18 protein-coding genes are annotated in these 22046 nt (G+C 60.1%); 5 read left to right on the forward strand and 13 right to left on the reverse strand.

Annotated features, from left to right (window positions below; translation table 11 throughout):
- On the reverse strand, positions 1 to 1810 hold a 1810-nt coding region (locus KBY75_RS01550; protein ID WP_255022712.1), incomplete at its 3' end, for a DUF5801 repeats-in-toxin domain-containing protein.
- Between the two features lie 156 nt (positions 1811 to 1966).
- Here KBY75_RS01550 and KBY75_RS01555 point away from each other — a divergent pair.
- Positions 1967 to 2269, forward strand: a complete 303-nt coding sequence (locus KBY75_RS01555) for a hypothetical protein (RefSeq protein ID WP_255022713.1) — start codon at positions 1967 to 1969, stop codon at positions 2267 to 2269.
- Between the two features lie 356 nt (positions 2270 to 2625).
- Here KBY75_RS01555 and KBY75_RS01560 read toward each other — a convergent pair whose 3' ends face one another.
- Genes KBY75_RS01560 through KBY75_RS01570 form a run of 3 tightly spaced genes read right to left on the reverse strand, consistent with a single transcriptional unit; the run spans position 2626 to position 7874 of the window.
- The gene (locus KBY75_RS01560) at positions 2626 to 4032 is read right to left on the reverse strand and encodes an HlyD family type I secretion periplasmic adaptor subunit (protein WP_255022714.1); all 1407 of its coding nucleotides are present in this window, start codon (positions 4030 to 4032) and stop codon (positions 2626 to 2628) included.
- Between the two features lie 36 nt (positions 4033 to 4068).
- On the reverse strand, positions 4069 to 6201 hold the full coding sequence (locus KBY75_RS01565) for an ATP-binding cassette domain-containing protein (RefSeq protein ID WP_255022715.1): 2133 nt from the start codon (positions 6199 to 6201) through the stop codon (positions 4069 to 4071).
- Positions 6198 to 7874, reverse strand: coding sequence for an ABC transporter transmembrane domain-containing protein (locus tag KBY75_RS01570; protein WP_255022716.1), 1677 nt, complete (start codon positions 7872 to 7874; stop codon positions 6198 to 6200). The genes KBY75_RS01565 and KBY75_RS01570 overlap by 4 nt, the downstream gene beginning before the upstream one ends.
- Before the next feature lie 279 nt (positions 7875 to 8153).
- Between KBY75_RS01570 and KBY75_RS01575 the strand changes: the two genes are divergently transcribed.
- Positions 8154 to 8786 (forward strand): hypothetical protein, encoded by a 633-nt coding sequence (locus KBY75_RS01575; protein ID WP_255022717.1) that lies wholly within the window; start codon positions 8154 to 8156, stop codon positions 8784 to 8786.
- Here the strand turns inward: KBY75_RS01575 and folP are convergent.
- The 3 genes from folP to KBY75_RS01590 are packed head-to-tail and all read right to left on the reverse strand — an operon-like array spanning position 8752 to position 10613.
- Positions 8752 to 9600 carry a dihydropteroate synthase gene (gene folP, locus KBY75_RS01580; RefSeq protein WP_255022857.1) on the reverse strand — a complete coding sequence of 283 codons (849 nt, stop codon included), beginning with the start codon at positions 9598 to 9600 and terminating at the stop codon, positions 8752 to 8754. The two genes, KBY75_RS01575 and folP, sit on opposite strands and share 35 nt — an antisense overlap.
- A gap of 58 nt (positions 9601 to 9658) precedes the next feature.
- Positions 9659 to 10387, reverse strand: a complete 729-nt coding sequence (gene tpiA / locus KBY75_RS01585; protein WP_254936131.1) for a triose-phosphate isomerase — start codon at positions 10385 to 10387, stop codon at positions 9659 to 9661.
- Positions 10388 to 10415: 28 nt separating this feature from the next.
- On the reverse strand, positions 10416 to 10613 hold the full coding sequence (locus tag KBY75_RS01590; RefSeq protein WP_254936130.1) for an RNA-binding S4 domain-containing protein: 198 nt from the start codon (positions 10611 to 10613) through the stop codon (positions 10416 to 10418).
- 35 nt (positions 10614 to 10648) lie between these two features.
- Between KBY75_RS01590 and KBY75_RS01595 the strand changes: the two genes are divergently transcribed.
- From KBY75_RS01595 to KBY75_RS01605, 3 genes are read left to right on the forward strand one after another with little or no spacing between them, the layout of a single operon-like run.
- Positions 10649 to 12388 carry an ABC transporter ATP-binding protein gene (locus KBY75_RS01595; protein WP_255022718.1) on the forward strand — a complete coding sequence of 580 codons (1740 nt, stop codon included), beginning with the start codon at positions 10649 to 10651 and terminating at the stop codon, positions 12386 to 12388.
- Positions 12388 to 12687: a hypothetical protein gene (locus KBY75_RS01600; RefSeq protein WP_254936128.1), complete on the forward strand. Its 300-nt coding sequence runs from the start codon at positions 12388 to 12390 to the stop codon at positions 12685 to 12687. Before KBY75_RS01595 ends, KBY75_RS01600 begins: the two co-directional genes overlap by 1 nt.
- A 32-nt stretch (positions 12688 to 12719) precedes the next feature.
- Positions 12720 to 12956: a DUF6447 family protein gene (locus KBY75_RS01605; RefSeq protein WP_255022858.1), complete on the forward strand. Its 237-nt coding sequence runs from the start codon at positions 12720 to 12722 to the stop codon at positions 12954 to 12956.
- An 18-nt stretch (positions 12957 to 12974) separates the two neighbouring features.
- Here KBY75_RS01605 and KBY75_RS01610 read toward each other — a convergent pair whose 3' ends face one another.
- The 6 genes from KBY75_RS01610 to KBY75_RS01635 are packed head-to-tail and all read right to left on the reverse strand — an operon-like array spanning position 12975 to position 21927.
- Positions 12975 to 13988, reverse strand: coding sequence for an ABC transporter substrate-binding protein (locus tag KBY75_RS01610; protein WP_255022719.1), 1014 nt, complete (start codon positions 13986 to 13988; stop codon positions 12975 to 12977).
- Complete coding sequence (locus tag KBY75_RS01615) at positions 13969 to 14877, reverse strand: ABC transporter ATP-binding protein (RefSeq protein WP_255022720.1); 909 nt, start codon at positions 14875 to 14877, stop codon at positions 13969 to 13971. The genes KBY75_RS01610 and KBY75_RS01615 overlap by 20 nt, the downstream gene beginning before the upstream one ends.
- The gene (locus tag KBY75_RS01620; protein WP_254936125.1) at positions 14874 to 15764 is read right to left on the reverse strand and encodes an ABC transporter permease; all 891 of its coding nucleotides are present in this window, start codon (positions 15762 to 15764) and stop codon (positions 14874 to 14876) included. The genes KBY75_RS01615 and KBY75_RS01620 overlap by 4 nt, the downstream gene beginning before the upstream one ends.
- A gap of 32 nt (positions 15765 to 15796) precedes the next feature.
- Entirely contained in the window at positions 15797 to 16501 is a 705-nt protein-coding gene (locus tag KBY75_RS01625) for a DUF3386 domain-containing protein (RefSeq protein ID WP_255022721.1), read from the reverse strand.
- A gap of 33 nt (positions 16502 to 16534) precedes the next feature.
- Positions 16535 to 20308 carry a filamentous hemagglutinin N-terminal domain-containing protein gene (locus KBY75_RS01630; protein ID WP_255022722.1) on the reverse strand — a complete coding sequence of 1258 codons (3774 nt, stop codon included), beginning with the start codon at positions 20306 to 20308 and terminating at the stop codon, positions 16535 to 16537.
- A complete protein-coding gene (locus KBY75_RS01635) occupies positions 20281 to 21927 on the reverse strand; it encodes a ShlB/FhaC/HecB family hemolysin secretion/activation protein (protein WP_255022723.1) in 1647 nt (548 codons plus the stop codon). The genes KBY75_RS01630 and KBY75_RS01635 overlap by 28 nt, the downstream gene beginning before the upstream one ends.
- Positions 21928 to 22046 lie beyond the last annotated feature (119 nt).

A 22046-nucleotide genomic window follows, 5' to 3' on the forward strand; every position in this document is an offset into this window, starting at 1 on the left:
AGGCCAAACCACTCACCTCATCACTCGTTCCAGCCGTATCCGCAGCGCTCTCCGGATTACCCGTCGAAAGATCGCTTGCCTCCAATACCGGATTCAGACCGCTCTCATCCACCGTCGCTGTAATTGGCGTCCGGCTCGTATTCGCAACCGGAATGTCATCCGCAATCGTCAGCACAAACGATCCAGCTGTTGCTCCGGTCGCCGTATCTCCGTCGAAATCAGTCGCCGTCAGCACCCCCGACAGATCAATCCCAGACAGTCCAGCTCCTCCATTCGCCAGAACCGTGTTCTCAGTATTCGCTCCGTCATCAACATGATCAAACTGGTCGTCCAGGTCCGCGCTCCACGCACCCGTTGACTGATTGATCGTCACCGTCAGCACCGTACGGCCTTCAGCAACCGCCGTCAAAGTGCTGAATCCGCCTGCGCTGCTGCTCGACCAGCTCACACCTGCACCCTTCGACGTCAAACTCAGCGCATTCAGGCTGCTGGCATCCGCCGCGAATCCATACGTCGTCCCAGGTGCTGGTGCTTCATCCGCTCCGACCACAAACAGCGTCGACACAGAGGCCAAACCACTCACCTCATCACTCGTTCCAGCCGTATCCGCAGCGCTCTCCGGATTACCCGTCGAAAGATCGCTTGCCTCCAATACCGGATTCAGACCGCTCTCATCCACCGTCGCTGTAATTGGGGTGGGCAGCACAACGGCCTTCGGTCCATCATCTTCAAAAACAAAAATGCCTTGCCCAATGTTCAGATTACCAAACGCCTGATCTCCATCAAAATCAGCAACGATCTGCTGAACTTGAAGAAGATCAGCATCTGCCAAGTTAAGGAAAACGGATTCATCGTTAGACGACGTGTCGGGATGCCAGATGGCCGACGATTGAGAGAGCGAGAGCTCGCCAGTGGGGCTGATGGTGATCTGGAAATAGGTAACACCGCCTACTGAGCCGATCACCGAGGTAGGTGATACTTGCGAGAGCAGGATCTCTGCACCTGGCGCACCGATACTGCCGAGTGCAAACAAGCCCGAGGGGATACCGGTGCCGTTTAGTACCAACGCATAAGAGACCGTTCCAGGCCCATCAGCCCCAAAACCAAACTGAATGCCAGGATCAGCGCTGCTGTCGAAGAACTGGCTGACATCGAGAGACACCGTGTCGAAGCCAGCAGCGTTCTCAGTACCATCAAGCGTGCCGATCTCACCAACACTCTCATCCACGATCAGCGGAGGGAGCTCTTCAGTGGAAGCCAGCACAAACGGCGTGGCATCCACAATCCGAATGCCGCCAGTAGCGGTGGCAGTAGCACCGCTTAGGTCTGTAACGGTGGCAGAAATCGGCACCAAGGCCGAGTTCTGATCAATATTTGGATTGCCCAGGGGATTGGTGTTGTTCACCGGGCTGGTGAGCGTGAAGCTGAAGCTGATCACGCCAGTGACGGGATCAAAGCCCTGCAGGGTGAGCACCCCTTCCGTTTCCGTGTCACCGTCTCCAGCTTCCAGGGGGATCTGGAAAGTGGGGCTAAGCGGATCGATTGTGAGCAGCTGGCTGAGCGTAAACAGCTGTCCAGCTATCAGCACGGTGGCGATGTCGCCAATGCCATCGGGATCGCCGATCACGATGGTGCCCTGGGTGGTGGCGAACTGCGACAGGCCATCTTCCAGACCAACCTCAGACACCAAGCCGGGGGGCAGCTGGATCAAAGGATCGCTGCGCAGCTCCTCGTTGAAGTTGTCGTCATCATTACTTGGATCACTGTCACCGTCAGCGGGGGCCCCAGGATCCGCTGGAAGCACGATCACCGTGGGCGGGGCATTGGTCTCCTCGGGCGGCTCAGGTGCTGGAGGCTCCGGAGTCGGCTCAGGAGTGGGCTCCGGCGTTGGCTCAGGTGCTAGCTCCTCTGCAGCTACGGGGGCGGCAATCTCCTGCAGGGTCGGGTCAGATTGAGCCACACCCGCTTGAGCGATTACGGGCTCTTCAGTCGCCAAGGTGGTTGGCGGTGGCACCAAGAGCACGCCACCACCACCACCGCCGACATCGGTCTCGGGCTCAGGAATATCTTGAGTCACTCCTACAGCAGGGGGCTGGCTCTCTGGGGCCTGCTCGGTGATCGTGTTGTCGGTAGCTCCGCCCGTTGGGGTGCTGCCACCGGGATTGTCCATGCTGCCGGCGGTATCTACCACCGCGGCGTCCTGCATGTTGCCTGCCAGACGGCTCTCATCTTCGGCTGCTTGGGCGCCGTCTGTGAGCATGGTGATTAGATCTTCCGCCATGGTCTCGATACATTCGTCTGTATCCAAACTATGCAAATCAATTCAGCTAATCAAGGGGAGAACCGCCCATTGGCAGCTCACCAGGGAGCCCTGGGCTTAGCGGAAGATCCAATAAACCTGGGAATGACTGCAGTAGAGTCAGTTTGGGGTTTCTGAGAGGTGGCTGAGAAGTTTGCCCGATCAGGGTTTATTACGGATCGAGGTAACTTAGAACGCTATTTTGGGCACGCAAACACTGTCGAGCGGGTTCAGAGCTGCCAAACCCGCCGCAGTCAATTCTTGTCAAACATAAAAAAAGGCCACCACAAGGCGACCTTAAGAGGCAAAGTAAGCAAGCCAAATATTCAGCGCGATTCACGCAATGCTGAATCAAGGGTGCGAGTGAATGGCTGGAAGATGTAGCGCAGTACGCTGCGTTGGGGACCCTTGATATCGGCCACAAGTGGCATACCAACAGCAATTGGATATTTACGATTGGCCACATCTACAAACTGGCGGTCTAGCTGGATACGAGCCTTGTAGTAGTACTTGCGGTCGTCGGGATCTTGAACGGAATTACCACCGATACTCAGCACCCGACCGGGCACCGAGCCATAAATAGTGGAATCAAAAGGCTGGAGTTTCACATCCACCTTTTGGCCCGGCTTCACAAAGCCGATATCACCAGACGGAACCCGCACCTCCACCAGCCTCTGGGTGCTGTTTGGCACCACCGACAGCACCACCGCACCAGGACCGACCACTCCACCGGGGGCCTTAAAGCGCAGGTCGCTCACCACACCGTCCACCGGGGCCGTGATCTTGGTGCGCTCCAACTGGTTGCGCACCTTCTTGATGTTTTCAGCCACCACGGCCTCCTCATTCACCAGCTGGGCAACCTGGGAGTTTTGCTCGAACACCAGACCCGACTGCACGCCATTGAGGTTTGCCTCCGCCTGGGAGAGGGCCTTGAGCGACTCATTACGGGCGCCGCGCATCTCGGCGAGCTTGGTATCGATATCGAGCAGGTTGAGGCGGGAAGCGGCTCCCGAGGCCACCAATCCAGCCCACATCGCCCGCTGCTTCAGATAGAGGGCAATCTGGCTGTTTAGACCCGAAACCTCAGCTCGCTTCTCTCCCACCATGGCCTGGGCCGCCTTGATCTGGTCTTCGCGGTTGTCCATGCGGCTATTGAGCAGGTCCACCTGGGCCTGGCTCACCTTGTTGCCCTCCTTGATGCCCTCAGTGGGTGGCAGCACCCGCTCACCACGGATCGCAGCCTGCAGCTGCTGTTGCTGCAGAAGGAGGTTTTTGAGCTGTTGCTCAGTGGCGCGGTATTCGCTTTCAACCAGGTTGGGGCGCAGCTCCAGCATCACCTCGCCCACGCGCACCTCGTCACCGTCGCTCACATCAACCCGCGACACAATGCCGCCTTCAAGGTGCTGCACCACATTCACTTCACCTTCAGGAATCACCTCACCGGAGGCATTCACCACCTGGGTGATGGGGGTGAGCGCCGCCCAAGGGAAGAAGATCAAGGCCGCCGCTCCGAGCACGTAAAGGCTGAGTCGGAGGTAGCGGTTGTCAGGTTTTTCCTCCAGCTCCAAGGCTTGGCTGAGCCGGCTGCGGCCCACCAGCGTGATCGCATCAGGGCTGTCCATGCCGGGCAGCCGGGACAGCAGGCCGCCGGCGGGCGGCAAGGCAAGGGAAGAGGGATCAGAAAGGGCGCTGCCAGAAATGGAGTTGTGGCCGTTGGCGGGTATGGAGGTCATGGCGGTTAAGGGGGTGTTAGATCAAAAAAGGGGGGATCAGACTGTTGTCTTTTGCATACGCGCTCGCAGCTCCTCAGCCGTGCCCTGGAAAGAGGTGATGCCTTTATCAAGGATGCAGAGGCGATCAGCCTTCTCCAGCAGCAACTTGTTGTCTGTTGCCAGAATCACGCTGCGGTCCTGGCCGCTGAAGGTGCAACGCCGGAAAGATGGCAGGGCATCCAATACCGCCTGGAACTGATCAGGAGCCAACCCCTGACTGATGTCATCTATCAACAAAATGGGCGTATCCTTGATCAACGCCTGCGCTAACGCCATGAGCCGGCGCACTCCATTGGGGAGCTGATAGGCAATCTCATCCGTGAGCGGCGTGTCGAAGCCTTCAGCTAGGCCATCGAGAAAATCGAGCAAGCCCAGGCTGGCGCAGATCTGCCGCACACCGTCAACTGTTACGTCCGGGTTCATGGCCGTGAGGTTGCTCCAAATGGTGCCGGGCAACAGCTCGCTCTGGGGCATCAGATAGGCGATATTGCGCTGAATGGCTTCGACGCTGAACTGGCGGTAGTCCTTACCGTCAAATAGCAGGGTGCCGCTCACCAGCGGGTAAATCTGGTCAACAACTCGCAGCACCGTGCTCTTGCCGCAACCGGCATTGCCGGTGATCGCCAACAGTTCACCGGGTGCCACCGAGAGCGACACCCGGGTGATCGCTAGGGCAGCCTCGCCGCCCAGCCGGCAGGCCGCTGAATCCAGCAAGATCGATCCCCGCATGCGCGGTGCACTCACCAAGGCACCAGAGGGTCGAGTGCTGCTGCGCAGCCTGAAGAACTGATCGAGCTGGCCATACTGCTTACGCATCGCATCGAAGCGCAGCAGGGCATTCATAAGTTGCTGAAACGGTGTGAAGACCCTAAAAACGAAGAACATGGCGGCAATCAAGTTGCCCATGGCCGCCGGGCCCTGACCACTCGAATAGGCCAACCAGACACCGATAGCCAGGGTGAGCACGCTTGCCAGCTGGGCGGTGGTGCTGACAATCACTTGCAACCGGCCCACCTGACGGTTGATCGTGAGGCCACTGCTGGTGCTCTGGGCCGACAGCCCTCGCAGCCGCTGCAACCACACCCATTCCACATTGGCCAGCTTCACTTCAAGGAAACGATTTACCAGCTCCTGCTGGGCCTGGGTGATGCCGATACCCGTGGCCAGATTGATCTCGGAGGCACCGGTGTAGTAGCGAGACAGCAACCACACCAACAGACCACTGAGCACCATCAATACCAGAGGCACAAACACCAGCGGTCCTGCAATCATTGCAATGGCGCCTAAGTAGATCACCACAAAGGGAAAATCCAGGCAGGCCAGCGCCAGGGGGCCCTGCAAATAGGCCAGCAGGCCGTCAAGATTGCGCAACCGGTTGGTGAGGCCGTGCTGGCCAAGGGTCTCAATCTGGCGGTAGTCGAGGCCAAACAGCTTCTCCACCAGATTCACTCCCAGCAGAGCATCGAGCCGGCCCGAGAGCTGGGAGAGCAGGTTGGTGCGCCACTGGCGCAGGATCCAATCGAGCACGAATAGCAGCACAACCCCCAGAAAGATCCAGAAGGTGGACAGCACACTGGTGCTCGGGATTGAAACGTTGTAGATGGCCCGGATGTAAAAGGGCAGTGTCATCGCCAGCAACGCCAGGACAAAGCTGATGCCGTAAAGCACCGAGATCCGGTTGGTGAAGCGGTAAAGGATTTGCTGCAGCAGGGTCACCCGCTCGGTGCTGCCCTTGTCCTGCAGAAACACCAGCCGGCCGCCGGTCGGCAGGGTATGGAGTTCGACGCGACCATTGACGTTGCCGGCTACAAGATCCCCCTTACTGGTGATCGACAGCACGTAGGGCACGTTGTCTGGAGCCACATACAAGGCTGGCAGCAGCTGGGGGTTGAGCTGGCTCCAGCTCTCGAGACCTTCCAGACGGCTGCCGTAACCGAGCCGCAGCAGCAAGTTGCGTGCATCGACCAGGTCCATGTGGCGAGGGTCGTTGCCGAACAGCTCAAACAGCTCATCGGAACGGCCTGTCCACAGCATCTGCTGAAGCAGCAGCCGTATGCAGAAGGCCATCGGCGCTTCTGGACTGAGAGTTAGATCGCGCAGCAACATGGAGCGGGATGCAGAAATAGTCATGCGAGCACCTCCCGGCCCTTGGCCGGCATATCGATTTGCTGGTCACTCAACGAACTGAGCACCCGTCCGGCGCCGCTGATCAGCACAGTCGTGCGGCCTTTGGTGCGGCTCAAAATGCGCTGCAGGCCGTCGATGAATTCCTTGCCGTAAGAGCAATCGCTCAGATCCAACAGCAGCACCTGGGGTGAACGAGCTAGGGCGCTGACAACCTGGAAGAGCTGCTGGGCATCGCGCGACAGCCCAGAAGGCACCGAGGTGCCCATTGCCGTGTCGTATCCATGGGGCAAGCCCCTCACCTTGGTGTCCAAGCCGGTGAGAAAGGTCCAGAACAAGGCCCGGCGCTGGTAGCGGCGCGGCTGATAGCTAGTGATGTTCTCCAGCAGGGTCCCCTCAAAAAACTGGCGCGCGGGGTCTACATGGCTAATGCAGGCGCGCAGGGCCTCGCGTTGATAACTGGCCACGGGCAGACCGTTGAGATGCAGACGAGCCTCAGGCTCAATCTGAATCAGAGCCATAAATAGGTGGCGGGCGCTGGCGCCAAACTGCTGATTGCGCAGCAGGGCCACCGAACCATTGGGAATCACCGCCAGGGGCTGGCCATCGAGAGCAAGGCTGAGAGCGCCATCAGCAGACATGGCCAATTTTTTATCGCCGCCTTCCCCTTCCACCGGTGTGGCCATCAGGGCGTCGTATTCGTCGCGGGAATGGGCCAGGCGACGGTAGCTGCTCCACAAGCCCATGGCCTGCTGCCAAGGGCTGAGGATTTTGCCGGCCAGCAGCAGGGCCGCCGCCAGGGCACCCACCAGCAACCTTCCCTGGATCACCAGCAGGGCACCCCAAGTAACAATGCCAGCAAATGTGAGCTGGCTCATCAGCGAACCAAACGCCTGGTATCTACCGCTGAAGTTGTTGTTGACCATGCGCTGCCAAGCCAGCTCCTCCTGCCGCTGTTCGTTGCCCACCCGAAACTGACGGCCCAACCCGTTCGACTTGATCAAGTCGATAGAGCCCATCAGCTTGTCTTGGTAGCTAAACCGCTCGAGCTCCAGCCGGTCTCGCTGCTTGCTGATCCCCTCGTATTCGCGAGCGAATGCCAAGGCCCTCAGCATATAAATCACAATGGCAATCACCGCCACGAAGCCGACGCTGCCTGCAATCAGGAACAGCACCAGCACGAACAACAGAGAGAAAACCAGGTCGATCGCGGTAGTGAGCGACTGCAGAGCACTCTCATCGCGCAGCAGGTTGATGCTGTTGAGTCGCTCCAGGTGGGTGGCAGGCGAGACGCTTAGGTAATCGCTTAGGCGCATCTGGGAGAAGTGAGCCAGCCCCTCAAGCCGCCGCTGATGCTCTAGTCGGGCTCCGTCACCTCCGGTGAATCCAAGCCGCACGATCTTGAGCCAGCCACCCAACACCATTAGCAGCACCACGGCTACCGTCATTACCACCAGGCTCGACATCGCGCCACTAGGCAGCACGGACGTGTAAACGATGTTGATATAAAGCGGGGAGGCCAGCTCCAGCAGATTAATTAACACCGAGGCGATCAAGATCGGACCCAGCTGGTAATTACTCCAGTCAACATCTCGAAGCGACTGGAAAAAGCGGTGGCCAACAAACTCTTCGATCAGATCAAAGCTGGTATTCCAGGCGCCTCGAATGCTGGAGGCCAACCGGCCTGCCGGCCGGGCAAAGATATGCAAAGCAAATCGACTCTGCTCTCTCGCCTCTAGGGTTCTCATCAAATCTCATCTGCAGCCATACCAAATGTAAGCTTGTCAAGCTGGCTTGGCCACGAATTCTCAGAATATTCTCAGAAAGGAACTATCCTTTCCAAGGCAAACTGGCAAATCAAAGCTAGGCTGATTTTTGAGTCCACTACTGCAAGCCGTGCAGTATTAGTTCAGAGCTGAGCTATGTACCGGTTCCGTTTGAATTCGGATCAAGTCCAATTGGAGCTAGTTGCCAACGGCAACAGTGCCCGCCTACCTTTCCAGGTGATTGGTCCCACTACGGAGGTAGCCTTTCTCGAAGAGCTAATCGAAGAAAGTCTCGGCAGCCTCACCCTTAACCCGCGCGAGCTGTTTGGCTTCCTTGGCAGCGACCCATGGGTGAAGGAGGCTTTTCAAGCGCCTCAAGTTGTGGAGGGCGATCTCAATGCCGCTGCCAGCACAGACACCAGCTTTCACCGCCAAACCCTCGGCAGCAAGCTGGAGCAGGCCGGCCTCCTCAACATCGAAGAGCTGGAGCAGCTGCTACAGGACTACCGCCCCTTCGCTGCAACCCAGCGCTTCGGCGAATTCCTACGGCTCAACCTGCAGGTGCCGCCCCAGATGCTGGATCTGCTGCTCAACCCCGGCCTGTTCGATGAGCAGGGCTTCAATGAGAAGCGGCTGGGTGGGCGCCTGGTGGAAATGGGCTGCATCACCCCCGAACAACTTGATCAGGCGCTCGACCTGCAACGCAGCAAGGGGGGCCGCGTCGGCGAATTGCTGGCTGAGCTCGGATTGATCTCCCCCACCACGGCCCGCTTCTTCTCGCTGGCCAAAGTCAACGAAAAGGGCCAGATCGATTACCAGGCCTGAGCGCATCGGCCATGCGGGCAACCTGCACGATGGGCCCAACGTCGTGCACTCGCAGGATGCGGGCCCCCTGGGCAATCGCCTGGCTGCACACCGCCGCCGTGCCCCATAGCCGCGCCCGCGGCCTGGGCTCGCTCAGCACCGCGCCGATGAAGCGCTTGCGCGAAGGCCCCACCAGTAGGGGAAAGCCTTCCGCCGCCAGGGTGCCTAGGCCCCGGAGCAGATCCAGGTTGTGGTCGGTGTCCTTGGCGAAGCCCAACCCCGGATCCCAGATCAGCTGCAGCGGTTGCACCCCCGCCGCCAGAGCCATTTCAGTGGCCGCCAATAGGCCAGCCCGCACCTCTGCCACCACATCGCCGTAGTGGGCAAGGGAGTTCATGCTGCGGCTATCGCCGCGGCTGTGCATCAACACCAGGGGGCAGCCGGCAGAAGCAGCCAAGCGCAATAGGGCCGGATCCCGCCGGCCGCCGCTGACGTCGTTGATCCAGTGGGCGCCCGCCGCCAAGGCCGCCTCGGCCACCGCCGCATGGAAGGTGTCGATCGAGAGCAGGGCGCCTGGATGGGCCGCGCGAATGGCCGTAAGAGCAGGCAGCAGCCGCGCCAGCTCCCGATCGGGGCCCACCTCCTCAGCGCCGGGCCTGGTGCTCTGGGCGCCAAGGTCGAGCAGGTCGGCTCCCTCGGCCAGCATCCGCCCAGCGGCGCGCACCGCCTGCGCCACGCTGGCGAGGCGGCCGCCGTCACTGAAGGAGTCGGGTGTGAGGTTCAGCACCCCCATCACCGCGGTGCGCTCACCCCAAGCGAAACGGGGTTGGTCCATCACAGCGGCGCCAGTCACAGGGGGCCGGTCTCAGGGGGCCAGTCTCAGGGGGCCAGTCTTAGCGGCCGTAGTTGACGATGCGGGCAAAGCTCACCGGATCGAGGGAAGCCCCACCCACCAACACGCCGTCGATGTCGCTCTGGGCCATTAGATCGTCGATGGTGGCAGGGTTCACCGAGCCGCCGTATTGCACCGTGACGCCGGGATTGCCCACCCAGCCCCGGATCAGACCGCAGATGCGGTTGGCCTCCTCGGCGGCGCAGGTCTTGCCGGTGCCGATCGCCCAGATCGGCTCGTAGGCCACCACCACCTGGGTGGGATCCACATCCTCGAGGCCCTGTTCGATCTGGCGGTGGATCACCCGCTCGGTTTCATTTGATTCCCGCTGATCGAGGCTTTCACCCACGCACAGGATCGGTATCAAGCCATGGCGCTGGGCGTTGCGGGCGCGCAGGTTGATCTGCTCATCGCTTTCGCTGTAGTACTTGCGCGGCTCGCTGTGGCCAACGATGGCGTAGCTCACCCCGTGCTCCAGCAGCATCGGCGCCGAGATCATGCCCGTGTAGGCCCCTTGGTCTTCCCAGTGCACGTTTTGGCCAGCAAACTCCACGCCAGCACCCTCCAGGTGGCGGCAGAGGGTGGGAATCGAGGTGAAAGGCGGCGCTATCACCACCTCCCGGTCGTCTGGAAGATCGGCAATCAGGGGCCGAAACGTGGCTGCAAATACCCGCGTCTCAGCGCAGGTCATATGCATCTTCCAATTACCCGCGATCACGGCCTTACGCATCGGCCCTCTCCAGCACTGTCAGGAAAACCTAATGGGCCGGCGGCCGGGTCCCCATAAACAGCAGCTCGCGGCCATCGATATCGACCGCATCACCGGGGGCCAACTGACGACCGCGACGGGTTTCTATGGCGCCATTCACCCGCACATCACCGCGCTGAATGCGCAGCTTGGCTTCACCACCGGTGCCTACCAGGCCTTGGTATTTGAGGAATTGGTCGAGTTTCAAGGGGCGGCTTGGGGGAGCAGCGATAGCGTTACCGCATGCTTGCACCCTCACCGGCCGGGTTTCGACACCTCTGGCCGCTGCTGAAACCCCACCGCCGGCGCCTGCTGGCAGGTGGGCTGTGCATGCTGATCTATGTGGCCTGCTGGCCGCTGCTTGCCTGGCTGGCGGGCCAGCTGATCCCCGCTATCGGCGCCGGCAACTTCTCGGTGGTGCTGCGCACGATCGCCGCGGCCCTAGGGCTGTTTTTAGTGCAGAAGGCGGCCCAGTTCGGCCAGGACACCTTGCTGGCAGGGCCGGCCCTGCGGGTGAGTCAGGAGCTGCGCCGGGGCCTATTTGCCCGACTGCAACGGCTTGAATTCGGCGCCCTCGAGAAGCTCTCAGCCGGCGACCTCACCTATCGCCTCACCGAAGACGCCGACCGGGTGGGCGAAGTGATCTACAAAACCATCCAAGACACCACCCCCAGCGCCCTGCAGCTGGTGGTGGTGCTCGGCTACATGGTGTGGCTCGATTGGCCCCTAGCCCTGGCCACCCTGCTGCTGGCGCCAGTGGTGGTGCTGCTGGTGAGCAGTTTTGGCGCCCGGGTAATGGCCGCCGCCGAACGCAGTCAGAAGCAGGTGAGCGAACTGGCGGGCCTGCTGGGCGAGGCGATCGGCGGCCTGCCCTTGGTGCGCGCCTTCGCGGCCGAACCCTGGCTGCAGCAGCGCTTCGACACTGAAATCGACCTGCACCGCCAGGCCCGCTACCGCACCCTCAAGCTGCTGGCCATGCAACACCCGGTGGTGGGCTTTCTGGAAGCTGCCGGCATCCTCACCGTGCTGCTGCTCGGCGCCGCCAGGATTCAGGCCGGCGGCCTCAACAGCCAGGGCTTCAGCAGCTACGTGGCCGCCTTGCTGATGTTGATCGACCCGATCTCCCACCTCACCACCAACTTCAACGAGTTTCAGCAGGGCCAGGCCTCGCTGCGGCGACTGCGGGCGATCGAGGCCGAACCGGTGGAGGCTCCAGACCGGGCCTCGGCCCAGCCGCTTGACAGCGTGCGCGGCGAGCTGGTGCTTGAGCAGGTGCGCTTCGGCTACAACCCCACCCAACCGGTGCTGCACGACCTGGATCTGCAGGTGCGGCCTGGCCAGGTAGTGGCCCTGGTGGGTCCCTCCGGCGCCGGCAAAAGCACCCTGTTTTCCCTGCTGCTGCGCTTCAACACCGCCCAGCAGGGCCGGGTGCTGCTTGATGGCCACGACCTAGCCGATCTGCGGGCGCGGGAGCTGCGCCGCGCCGTAGCCCTGGTGCCCCAACAAAGCAGTGTGTTTTCTGGCACGGTGGCTGAAGCGATTGCCTTCGGCCGGCCCGCCAGCGAGGCTGCCATCCGCCAGGCCGCCAGCCTCGCCAACGCCGCCGGCTTCATCGAGGCCCTGCCCCAGGGCTACGCCAGCCGCATTGAAGAGCGGGGCAGCAACTTCTCTGGTGGCCAGCTGCAACGACTGGCCATTGCCCGCGCCGTGCTCGGCAACCCGGCGGTGCTGCTGCTGGATGAAGCCACCAGCGCCCTCGATGCCGAAGCGGAGGAGGCGGTGCAGCGGGGCCTGGAGCAGGCGATGGCGGGCCGCACCGTGCTGGTGATCGCCCACCGGCTAGCCACCGTGCAGGGTGCAGACAGGATTCTGGTGCTCGATGGCGGTCGCATCGTCGAACAGGGCAGTCACAATGAGCTGATGGCGCAGGGGGGCCGCTACCGCGTGCTCTGCGAGCGCCAATTCATTCATCTGCAAGCCTGATGTCTTGGGAATACCGGGTGATCCACATCAACGTGGAGAGCGGCAATCCTCCTGGCCCTCCCTCACCCAAGGCAGATAGTGAGCGGCTCGGCGGCGCCCTAAGCCCGGAGTTTCTTAAAAAGGAATTCCCGCAGCAATACGACGCCGCAGCCACCAAACCACGCCACCCAGCCGAACAGCTGCAGTTTTTTCTCAATGCCCTCGGCAAGGAAAACTGGGAGATGGTGGAAGCGGCCCAGGTGGGCCCGCTGCTGATGTTTTTCTTCAAGCGACCGGTTGGCCTGCCACCCGTATCCTGAGAGCTGCAGATTTTTTGCCTCTCGTGGACAACATCACCCAGCAGTCGGGCAACCAGCCCCCCGTGCTCACCTTCGAGGGCAAGCGCTACGACCTCAACGGCTTGCCTGATGAGATGAAGGAGCTGGTGCGAGGCATGCAGGTAGCTGATGCCCAGCTGCGCATGCATGAAGACACCTTGAAGGTGCTTGCCGTAGGCCGCCAAGCTATGGCCAGCCAGCTCAACGACAAGCTGCAAAACATCACCCCCCTTCCCCGAAAAGAGGGGTGATCTGATGGGGGGTGGGCTCTAGCTCACCACCTTCTGAGCTTCCTTGATCAGCTCCTCAGGCAGCGTTACCCCGATCGCTTCGGCGGTGGCCTTATTCACCATCAACTCCGTTTTGGTGAGGGGCTCGAAGGCCATCTTGGCCGGCGATTCTCCCTTCAATACCCGCACCGCCAGCTTGCCTGCGGCGTAGCCGTCATCGAAGTAGGCCCAGCCGATAGTGGCCAGGCAGCCGGGCAGCTTGATGTCGTCGGCATCCACCGAATACACGGGAATCTTCTTCTCTAGGCCCACCTTGGCAATCGAGCCAAAGCCCTGAATCGTGGCGTAATCGCCAATCTTCACGAAGGCCTCGACCTTCTTGTCGGCCAGCACCTGGGCGGCTTGCATCACTTCGCCGGAGTTGGCCACCGACTGCTCCACAACGGTGATGTTGCGTTTAGCCGCCTCCTCCTTAAGCACCTTGGCTTCGTATTCGGAGTTGGGCTCGCCGGGGTTGAAGATCAGGCCCACGGTCTTGAGCTCAGGGTTGATTTGGCGTGCCAAATCGAGCTCCTTGCCCACCGGGTTGGTGCCGATCGTGCCAACCACGTTTGGCTTGTGCTGACCCACGGCACCCGGAGGCGTGCCCGCTCCAGCACCCCAGGGATTGGAGCAATAGCAGAACACCACAGGAGTGGTTGCTGGGGCCACCTTCATGGCGGCCTGCAGGGGCGGGGTGCCCACCGCCAGGATCATGTCCACCTGGTCGCCCACAAACTGCTTCATCACCAAGGTGGTGTTGGGCAGCTCGCCGGCGGCATCCTTCTGGATGAAATTGACGTTTTTGCCAGGGATGTAGCCAGCTTCTGCCAGGGCCGCTTCAAAGCCCTTGCGGGTGTTGGTTGGAGGCGGGGCTTCCACCATCTGCAGCATGCCGATGGTGGGGCCTTTCACCTTGGTGCCGCCGCCGAGCTTGCCGCAGGCGGAGAGCACCACCGTGCTCACAGCGCCGGCCCCTACCAGGCTCAGAAATTCACGACGCTGAAGACCCATTTGTGGCACTGGAAGACTGCGGGGCAACTATGGCGGCGCCATACATCGCCCGCAATGAGGACGGGTCGAGATGTTCACGCTCGGCAGCATTCCAGTCGCCGATCAAGCCACCTTCATGGAGCATCACCAACCTGTCGCCGTGGCTCAGGGCCTGCTCAAGGCTGTGGGTCACCATCAAGGCGGTAGTGCCCAGCTGACGAACCAACCTTTCGGTGAGCGCCATCACCGTTGCTTCGGCCCGGGGGTCAAGGGCAGCGGTGTGCTCATCGAGCAGCAGCAGATCCGGTGAACCCAGGGTTGCCATCACCAAGCTAAGGGTCTGGCGCTGACCTCCGGAAAGCTGACCCACCGGTTCATCGAGCCGGTCGGCCAAGGGCAAGCCCAGCTCGCCCAGCAGCTCGCGGTAGCGCCTGCGGTCGCCGCCATTGGGATGGATGCCACCAAAGGCACTAATCAAAAAACCTGTTGCAAACCTGGCTGGCCTGTTGCGCCGCTCCGCCAGCCGCAGGTTTTCAGCCACAGTCAGCCCCGGACAAGTGCCCTCCAGAGGGTTTTGCATCACCCGGCCGATCCAGCGGGCCCGCTGGTGATCTCGCAGGCGGTGCAGGGGGCGGCCACCCAGGTGGATACGGCCAGCTCCGTGGCGCAAGGTACCCGCCACCAGATTGAGCAGGGTGCTCTTGCCAGAGCCGTTGCTGCCAATCACCACCAGAAACTGGCCGGGGGGGCAGCTCAGCGAGAAACCGCTGAATAATTGCCGCCAGCCCGATCCAGGCAGGGGATGGCCCCAGCTGAGCTCTTCAACGCTGAGACCAGGCACTCTGAGACCAGGGGCGCTGAGACCAGGGGCGCTGAGACCAGGGACTCTTAGACCCGAAGCAGTACTCATTGCTCCTGCCTCCCTTGGTCTGCCGAAAGACCGGGTATGCGCAGCCGTCCGAAAGCCAGGGCGATCAACAGCAGCAGGGCCGTTGCCAGCTTGAGATCAACCGGTTCGAGGCCCAACTGCAGCGCGATGGCGATCATGGTGCGGAACAAAATCGCCCCAACCGCCACCGCCAGCAGGGCCCAGGGCAGCGAGCGCGGCCGCAGCACCGCTTCGCCAATGATCACCATGCCTAGTCCGAGGATCAGCGAGCCGATGCCCATGGTCACATCTGCAAAGCCCTGATAGGTGGCAACCAGCGCCCCGGCCAGGGCCACCAGACCATTAGCAGCAGCAATTCCCACCGTGAGCCCGCGGCGCTGGTTGATGCCGTTGGCGCGGGCCATGGTGGGGTTGTTGCCTAGGGCGCGCAAAGACAAGCCGAAATCGGTGGCCATCAGGAAGGAGATCAGCAGGATCATCCCAACGGTCGCCAGGGTTAATCCCACGGCCCATTGACCATCCAGGCCCAGGCCCAGGTCGGGCAGGGCCAGAATTCCAGCTGGGGTTTCAGAGAGGGGGATGTTGGAGCGCCCCATCAGGCGCAGGGTGATCGAATAAAGGCCCGTGGTGGTCAGGATGCCTGCAAACAGATCATTCACACCTAGACGGGTGTGAATCAGGCCGGTAACCATGCCAGCCAAGCAGCCAAACAAGATCGCCAGCCCCAAGGCCACCGGCACCGGGGCACCCTGGCTGATCAACACCGCAGCGGTGCCACCTCCCAGGGCAAAGGAGCCGTCCACCGTGAGGTCTGGAAAGTTGAGGACGCGCAGCGTCAGGTAGGTGCCCAGGGCTAGGCCGGCATAGGCCAAGCCCTGGTCGTAGGCACCAATCCAAAGAGAAAACATGGCTGCATTGTGCCTAGCAGCGGCCTCTTGGCTTAAGCCAAGGGGGCAAGATCCTCGAAACGAAACACCTGGTGGCCGGCCGGCGTGTCGCCATGAGCAGCGGTCTCAACCACCCGCTCGCTCAGCACCCAGGGGCCAGCCTCGGTAAGCGGCACAAAGGTGTCGGTGAAACGGCTGATACCCCCTTTAGCTGCGCCGGTTGCCGGATCGGCGTACTGGCTGGTGTAACTACGGCTCAGGTAGCCGCTGCCGGTGTCTGTTGTGCTCTCGGTGAAGATCGTCACCACGGTGCCGTGGATGTGGCGATGCACCATCGTCACCACATCACCCTTGATGCGATAGCGATCACCTTCGTTTTTGCCGCCCACGATCACCTCAGTGCCCACCGCGTCGGTGTCGCCGGCGCTGAAGGTGTTAGCGCCGTGGGTTTGCTCAAAGCTGCGCCGCACCCGGTGGATCGCCACCTCCCACAGTTGGGAGGCCAGGGCCTTGTGAATCTCCTCATCAGCGACGCCAGTCACCGTGGCCTTGAGGTCGGCGCCCACCACGAAGCTGCCCTCGACACGCTTACCGTCTTGAGCCGCATCACCGGGTTGCTCCCAGATGCAGCGGCCCTGATAGCCACCGAAATCCGGATCCCAGGTGTAGCGATTTTCATAGGCGGCCCGGAAAGCGGCCGTGCAGTCGCCGCCTAGAACGAGCACGGGACTGGTGGGAACGTTGGGGGTGGCGGTCATGGCAGCTCTTCTGTTTGATAATCCTAGGAAGCCTTAAGGCTGGGCGATCAACACCGGCAAGCTGAGCATCTGGCCGGCGGAGTTGAGCAGGTTGATCTGAGCCTGGAAAGGCAGAGCATTCGCAGGCGGCTCCGAGGCGGTGAAGGTACGGGTGGTTGGCTGATAAACGAGCCAACTGGGGAGGTCGCCACCACCGGGAAGAGAGGCGGAAGTGGGGGAGAGAAGGTCAAGATTGGGGTTGACCTGAAGTAACAACCTAGTTGGCACCTGATAGCTAAACCCACCCATTGGGTTAACAGCTGCCCCGAGCTCGAGCACCCCCTCCCGAATCAGCGCTGGAACGGCGGGATTTGGTCCGGCCGGATTCTCGCCAGATGGATTCATTCCAGCTGGGTTAGAGCCAGATGGGTTAGAGCCAGGAGGGGTGGCGCCAGGTGGATTCTCGCCGGCCGGATTCTCGCCAGATGGATTCATTCCAGCTGGGTTAGAGCCAGATGGGTTAGAGCCAGGAGGGGTGGCGCCAGGTGGATTCTCGCCGGCCGGATTCTCGCCAGATGGATTCATTCCAGTTGAATTCATGCTGGGTGAATTGTCGGCGTATGGGGCGGGCTGAGGACCACGCCCTCCTGGGCCTAAACCCTGACCAGCTCCATGACCTGGTCCATTGCCATCACCGGGTCCACCGGCGCCTTGTCCTGTTCCAGGGGCGGTATTAGCGGAGCCACCGGAGTTAGCCCCACCACCGCTACCTGTGCCACCACCAGAGAGTAAAGGTCCACCACCGCCACCTCCGGAGGCTCCAAGTCCTTGTCCAGCTCCTTGACCTGGTCCGTTTCCATCACCGGGTCCACCGGCGCCTTGTCCTGTTCCAGGGGCGGTGTTAGCGGAGCCACCGGAGTTAGCCCCACCACCACTATTACTTGTTACTGGTGTAGTCGCAATAACAGCACTTAAAGGAAGGTCCTCAGAGCTACGGCCTAGAGATATTAGCTGAGCAGGCTCATTTGAAGATAATTCCGGCCCAATTGGCACCCAGCCGTACTGACTAATTACTTGATACGTTATGGCATTAATTGCCGCGTTAGCCGCGCTAATTCCACGAGTGATATCTGCAGGTAGAGGAGTAGGAGTAGGAGCAGGAGTAGGAGTAGGAGTAGGAGTAGGCGTTGGCGTTGGAGTTGGCGTTGGCGTTGGAGTTGGAGTTGACGTTGGAGTTGGAGTTGACGTTGGACAATTGCCACCTATGTCGCAGGTAAGGGTTCCTCCAACGTTGAAAGTCGGCAAGCCTACCGCTCTTGCTCGAGATATACCAAGGAGATTTACATTGCCAGTTGCTGTGATATTGCCATTGAATGTATTGGAACCAGATCCCAGCAGACTCAGGCTTGTTAACGGTGTGACGTTGCCTATCGAATTAAATGATATTCCTCCCGAACCAGCATTCAACGTGAAATCTTGTGCTCCATTAACAGCTCCTTGAGCATTGATTGGACTGTTATTAGAGTTAAGAGTCGTATCCGCTCCAGAAAGCGTGATGGCGCCTGTGAAGGTGAGACCGTCGTAACCAATCCAGGTTAGTCCATCCAACGTTGTTGTACCCGCAAAAGACGAAGCTGTATCACCATCTAACAGTGTGACATTGTCATCAAAGCGAGTGGAGCCGCCTGGATTGGAAGAGACAATGCCACTGGCTCCAGAAACAGCGCTCATGAAGCGAGCAAGGCCGGACGATTCGATTGTAATTGCAGCACCAGTGCCATCGCCGACGCCTGAGACAGCACCGGAGAATGTTATTGTTCCAACGCCAGTCCCGGAAGCAATGACTAGATCTTTGCCGTTTCCATCGAACGTGCTTGCAAATAAGATATTGCCACCATTAGTATTAAGCGATATAGATGTGGAGCCTAGTTTTGCGGGACCTGCATAAGACTGATCCCCCGATGTTGTAATGCTACCGCCGATGGTGATCAGAGATCCGGTGACAGACAGGGCCGGGAGTACAGCAGCACTACTTATACTATTTGGTGAGACTGTTACAGTATTTGCCCCGGAACGAACAGTTGTGTTTGAGCCGTTGGCTTTTGTGTATGCGATTTGATAAACGGTGTAATTCGATGTTGGAGTCCAACGGCCATTCGCTGCGACTTCGTTTTTGACTTCTATAGGCGCCGCTGAAAGGTCAGATGTTGTCCAGATTAAAACACTTGTGCTATTGCTGGCATCTAGCTCAACAGCATGACCACTCTTGAATTCCACATAACCCTTGGGCACGCTTGACCCAGAGGAGAGAGTTCCACCAGAAAGAGAGCCGTCTTTGAAATTGATTCCGATGGAAGCTCCATTACTTCCTGAATAAGTGAAGTTGATAGATCCCGTGGAGATTGTTGTAGCAGTTGCATTAAAGCCTCCTGTCGCTCCGCTATTTAGTGAAGTTATCCCAGATCCCGAATTGAGCGCTAAGCCCGCAGAACCTCCAATATTTCCTTTGATCGTGATGCCACCGTTGTTTGTGATGATACTTCTATTTGAGCTTCCTGTTGTATAGAGGTTTCCTGGCTTTGATGTTCCAAATGTGAGATTTAGCTTGCCGGTGCCGTTGGCCGCTATGTTGGCACCTAAGGCAATGGTCTCTGCATCAAGAACCAGGCTTCTGTCTGTGCTGCCTGTGTAAGTAAAGTTGCTTGTAAAATTGATGTCTGTATTAGCAGTAAGCGTGATATTTGCTGAAGCCAGTTGCGTGTCAAGGTCGGTGCTGAGGATCGACGTATTCCCTGAAGCAGCGTTGATCGCTCCGCCGCCAGCACCTACAGAGGCTGTGGCTGAGCTTCCTACGATTTGAATAGACTCCGGATCCAAAAGCCATGTTCCCGTTAGACCTCTTTCCGAAGTTGCATCAACCCGAATCGTACTGACATCAAGCCAATAGCCAGATGTCTCAATCTGCCCACCATCTCCCACTTCTGGGCCGCCTTTAGTTATGAAAGTGCCATTGGCAAATGTCTTCGATGCAGGATTCTTAATATCACTCCACGCAATGATGGTTCCGCCATTACCCTTCTTGGTCGCTGAAGCATTTAATACAGCTCCTTGTTGAATATTTACCAGAGTTGATTGACTCAACCAAGGCTGGCTGTTTTGCCAGCTCCCCCCTACCAGGATCTTTCCCCCGCCAAGCGGACCTGATGCGTCGACCAGTGCTGTATTGCCAAGCTGGATTGATTCAGCGAAGAGACCAGCAAAGCCCCCTCGATCAGCATCGAGGGCCAAGATCGTGCCATCGAGTTTGATCGCACTCTTGCGATCTAGAGTGATATTTAGATAATCGTCGGGTTGGCCTTCGTAGACTCCTGCTCGGTTGAGCCAAGCATCAGGATCGATCCAGCCGGTTGTAAGCCACACGGAAGGAGCCACGATGCGGCCCGTGCCCAGAATCTCGATGCCGTTGGGATTACTAAGCAGGAAGCGCGGGCCGGATTCCACCAAGCCGCCGATGCGGGAAGCATCCGGGCCGGTCACCAGGTTGAGGATCGCCTGATTGCGGTTTCCCTCGATCCGGAACACCTCCCCCGGCGCTACCGAAAAATTGTGCCAGCGCACCATTCCTCGCTCACCAGTAACACGAATGCTGGAGTTCGAGCCGCTTTGCAAACCCTCCACATAGGCAGTGCCGCCACCCCGGTAGTCGGGAAGGGCGAACACCGGGTCGGCGATCAACAGCTGAGAGAGACTGATAGCGGCCGTACCCGCCAAGACCCACCAGGGTTTGACACGTCTGATCTTCATAGCCACTTCCTCAGCGACACCCAAACCCTCACATCGGCATCGGTGCCATCTACATCCACTCCGAATGGAGTGTTGGGGTTGTTGCCCAACGGCCAGGCCACATCCACGGATGCCAACAGATCGCCACGGGTGCCCCACTCCAGACCCAAGCCCGGTCCCCAGAGGCCAAACGAATTGGGGGTTATCGAGCCGGTGAAGGGATCGGTCCAGCGCCAGATGTAGCCGCCATCCACGAATCCCTTGGCCACCAGATTGCGAGCTAGTTGATAGCGGGCAGTGAACTGCAGCGCCACCCCCGAGTCCCCCGAGGCCTCACCGGGCGGGTAGGCACGTATGCCGTTGGGCCAGCCCAGCGACATCTTTTCCACCGAGTCGAGGTTGGTGAACGCCAGCTGGCCCTGGGCCAGCAGCTCCAGCGACCAGGGAGAATTGCGGAACATCTGGTAGCGGTTGAGCAGCAGGTTGATCTTTCCCCAGGGGCCCGCCTTATCTGGACCCAAGAAATCAATCTCGGTTTCATAGGGTCCATCGAGGTTCAGGGTTCCCACAGACAGCGTGAAGATGCCGCTGTTGATTCCCAAGCCCAACCAGTTGTCCTGGCGATCGCCCAGAAGAGCTAAACGCCCGGCCCAGCTGGTGCGGTTCGAGTACTCAAACCCCAACACACTGTCATTGGAATGATTGCCATCGGCAGTGGCACGCCAATACAGGTTTTCGGTGGGGCGGCGCCACAGCACCTGGCTCAGGCCCACGCTTCCACCCACAAACGAACCGGTGTAGTCGTCGCTCTGAAATTCATCGAGCAGGCGGTAGTCACTCCAGTTCACCGAGGCCACGGCGCTCAGCCCGCCTGGAGTGAGCGGCCAGTTGAGATTGAAGCCCGCGGAGCTACTTCCCAAGGTGAAGGGATCACCCGAATAGCTGCCATTGAGGCCCAGCACCTCGCCGCGGCCCAGTAGCCCGTTAAATGCAGCGCTGGCCTGGGCCTGGTACGGGCCGGTGTATTTGGTGGTGTGGTTGTTGAGGGCCACTTCGCCCTGGACCTGGCGAGTGGTGTTCAGAGTGAGCAAAACATTGGTGGTACCGGGACGCTCCCCTGCTTCCAGGCGAGCGGTGGCCTGAACTCCCCCCAGATCGTTGAGCTTGAGCAAGGCGCTTTCAAGCTTGTCGAGCCGCAACTCCCGGCCGCTGCCCACCGCATCGTTCACCGTCGCGATCGCCCAGCCAGGCTGGATTGGCCCCTGGTCATCAACTACCTGAACGGTCCCTAGCCGGGCCACCACGACTGGCAGCCGAACCACCCCATCGCCAACCAACTGGGGTTGGCCTACCTGGGCAAGGAGGTGGGCCTGCTCAAACGCCTGAGCCAGATCAATCCGCAGCTGGCTAAGCCGGGCTGGGCTTGCGGGCTGGCCAAGAAATCCTTGGCGCAGCCGGTCCAAAAACGTCAGGGGCGGCAGCTCGGCCCCATCCAGCTCCACCCCCTGGATAGGCTGCGCCTGCTCGGGTTCTGGGGCTGTCTCGCTGTCGGGTTTCAGCGGCGCAGGTTGACCCTCAATCAGGGGCTGCTGGGGCTGGCGCAACTGATCCTGCAGCTGCTCAAGGCGTTCACGCTGCTGCTCATCTTGAAGGCGGCGTTCCACCGAGCCAGATGGCTGAGCCTGCGCTGACAGGCCGAAAAGAGCAAACGAAGAAACAGCCAGAGCGCAGCCGCAACGCGAAAAATCAAAAGCTGCGCTTTTAGACAAGTGCCAAACATGGT

The organism is Cyanobium sp. T1G-Tous (assembly GCF_024345455.1).
Taxonomy (GTDB): domain Bacteria; phylum Cyanobacteriota; class Cyanobacteriia; order PCC-6307; family Cyanobiaceae; genus Cyanobium_A.

What these genes read in the sequence shown, in the direction of transcription:
- tpiA (WP_254936131.1), bottom strand. Translation starts at nt 10,387, where the DNA reads ATGCGTAAGGCCGTGATCGCGGGTAATTGGAAGATGCATATGACCTGC.
- folP (WP_255022857.1), bottom strand. Translation starts at nt 9,600, where the DNA reads ATGGACCAACCCCGTTTCGCTTGGGGTGAGCGCACCGCGGTGATGGGG.
- KBY75_RS01615 (WP_255022720.1), bottom strand. Translation starts at nt 14,877, where the DNA reads ATGAGTACTGCTTCGGGTCTAAGAGTCCCTGGTCTCAGCGCCCCTGGT.
- KBY75_RS01610 (WP_255022719.1), bottom strand. Translation starts at nt 13,988, where the DNA reads ATGGGTCTTCAGCGTCGTGAATTTCTGAGCCTGGTAGGGGCCGGCGCT.
- KBY75_RS01595 (WP_255022718.1), top strand. Translation starts at nt 10,649, where the DNA reads ATGCTTGCACCCTCACCGGCCGGGTTTCGACACCTCTGGCCGCTGCTG.
- KBY75_RS01600 (WP_254936128.1), top strand. Translation starts at nt 12,388, where the DNA reads ATGTCTTGGGAATACCGGGTGATCCACATCAACGTGGAGAGCGGCAAT.
- KBY75_RS01565 (WP_255022715.1), bottom strand. Translation starts at nt 6,201, where the DNA reads ATGACTATTTCTGCATCCCGCTCCATGTTGCTGCGCGATCTAACTCTC.
- KBY75_RS01620 (WP_254936125.1), bottom strand. Translation starts at nt 15,764, where the DNA reads ATGTTTTCTCTTTGGATTGGTGCCTACGACCAGGGCTTGGCCTATGCC.
- KBY75_RS01560 (WP_255022714.1), bottom strand. Translation starts at nt 4,032, where the DNA reads ATGACCTCCATACCCGCCAACGGCCACAACTCCATTTCTGGCAGCGCC.
- KBY75_RS01625 (WP_255022721.1), bottom strand. Translation starts at nt 16,501, where the DNA reads ATGACCGCCACCCCCAACGTTCCCACCAGTCCCGTGCTCGTTCTAGGC.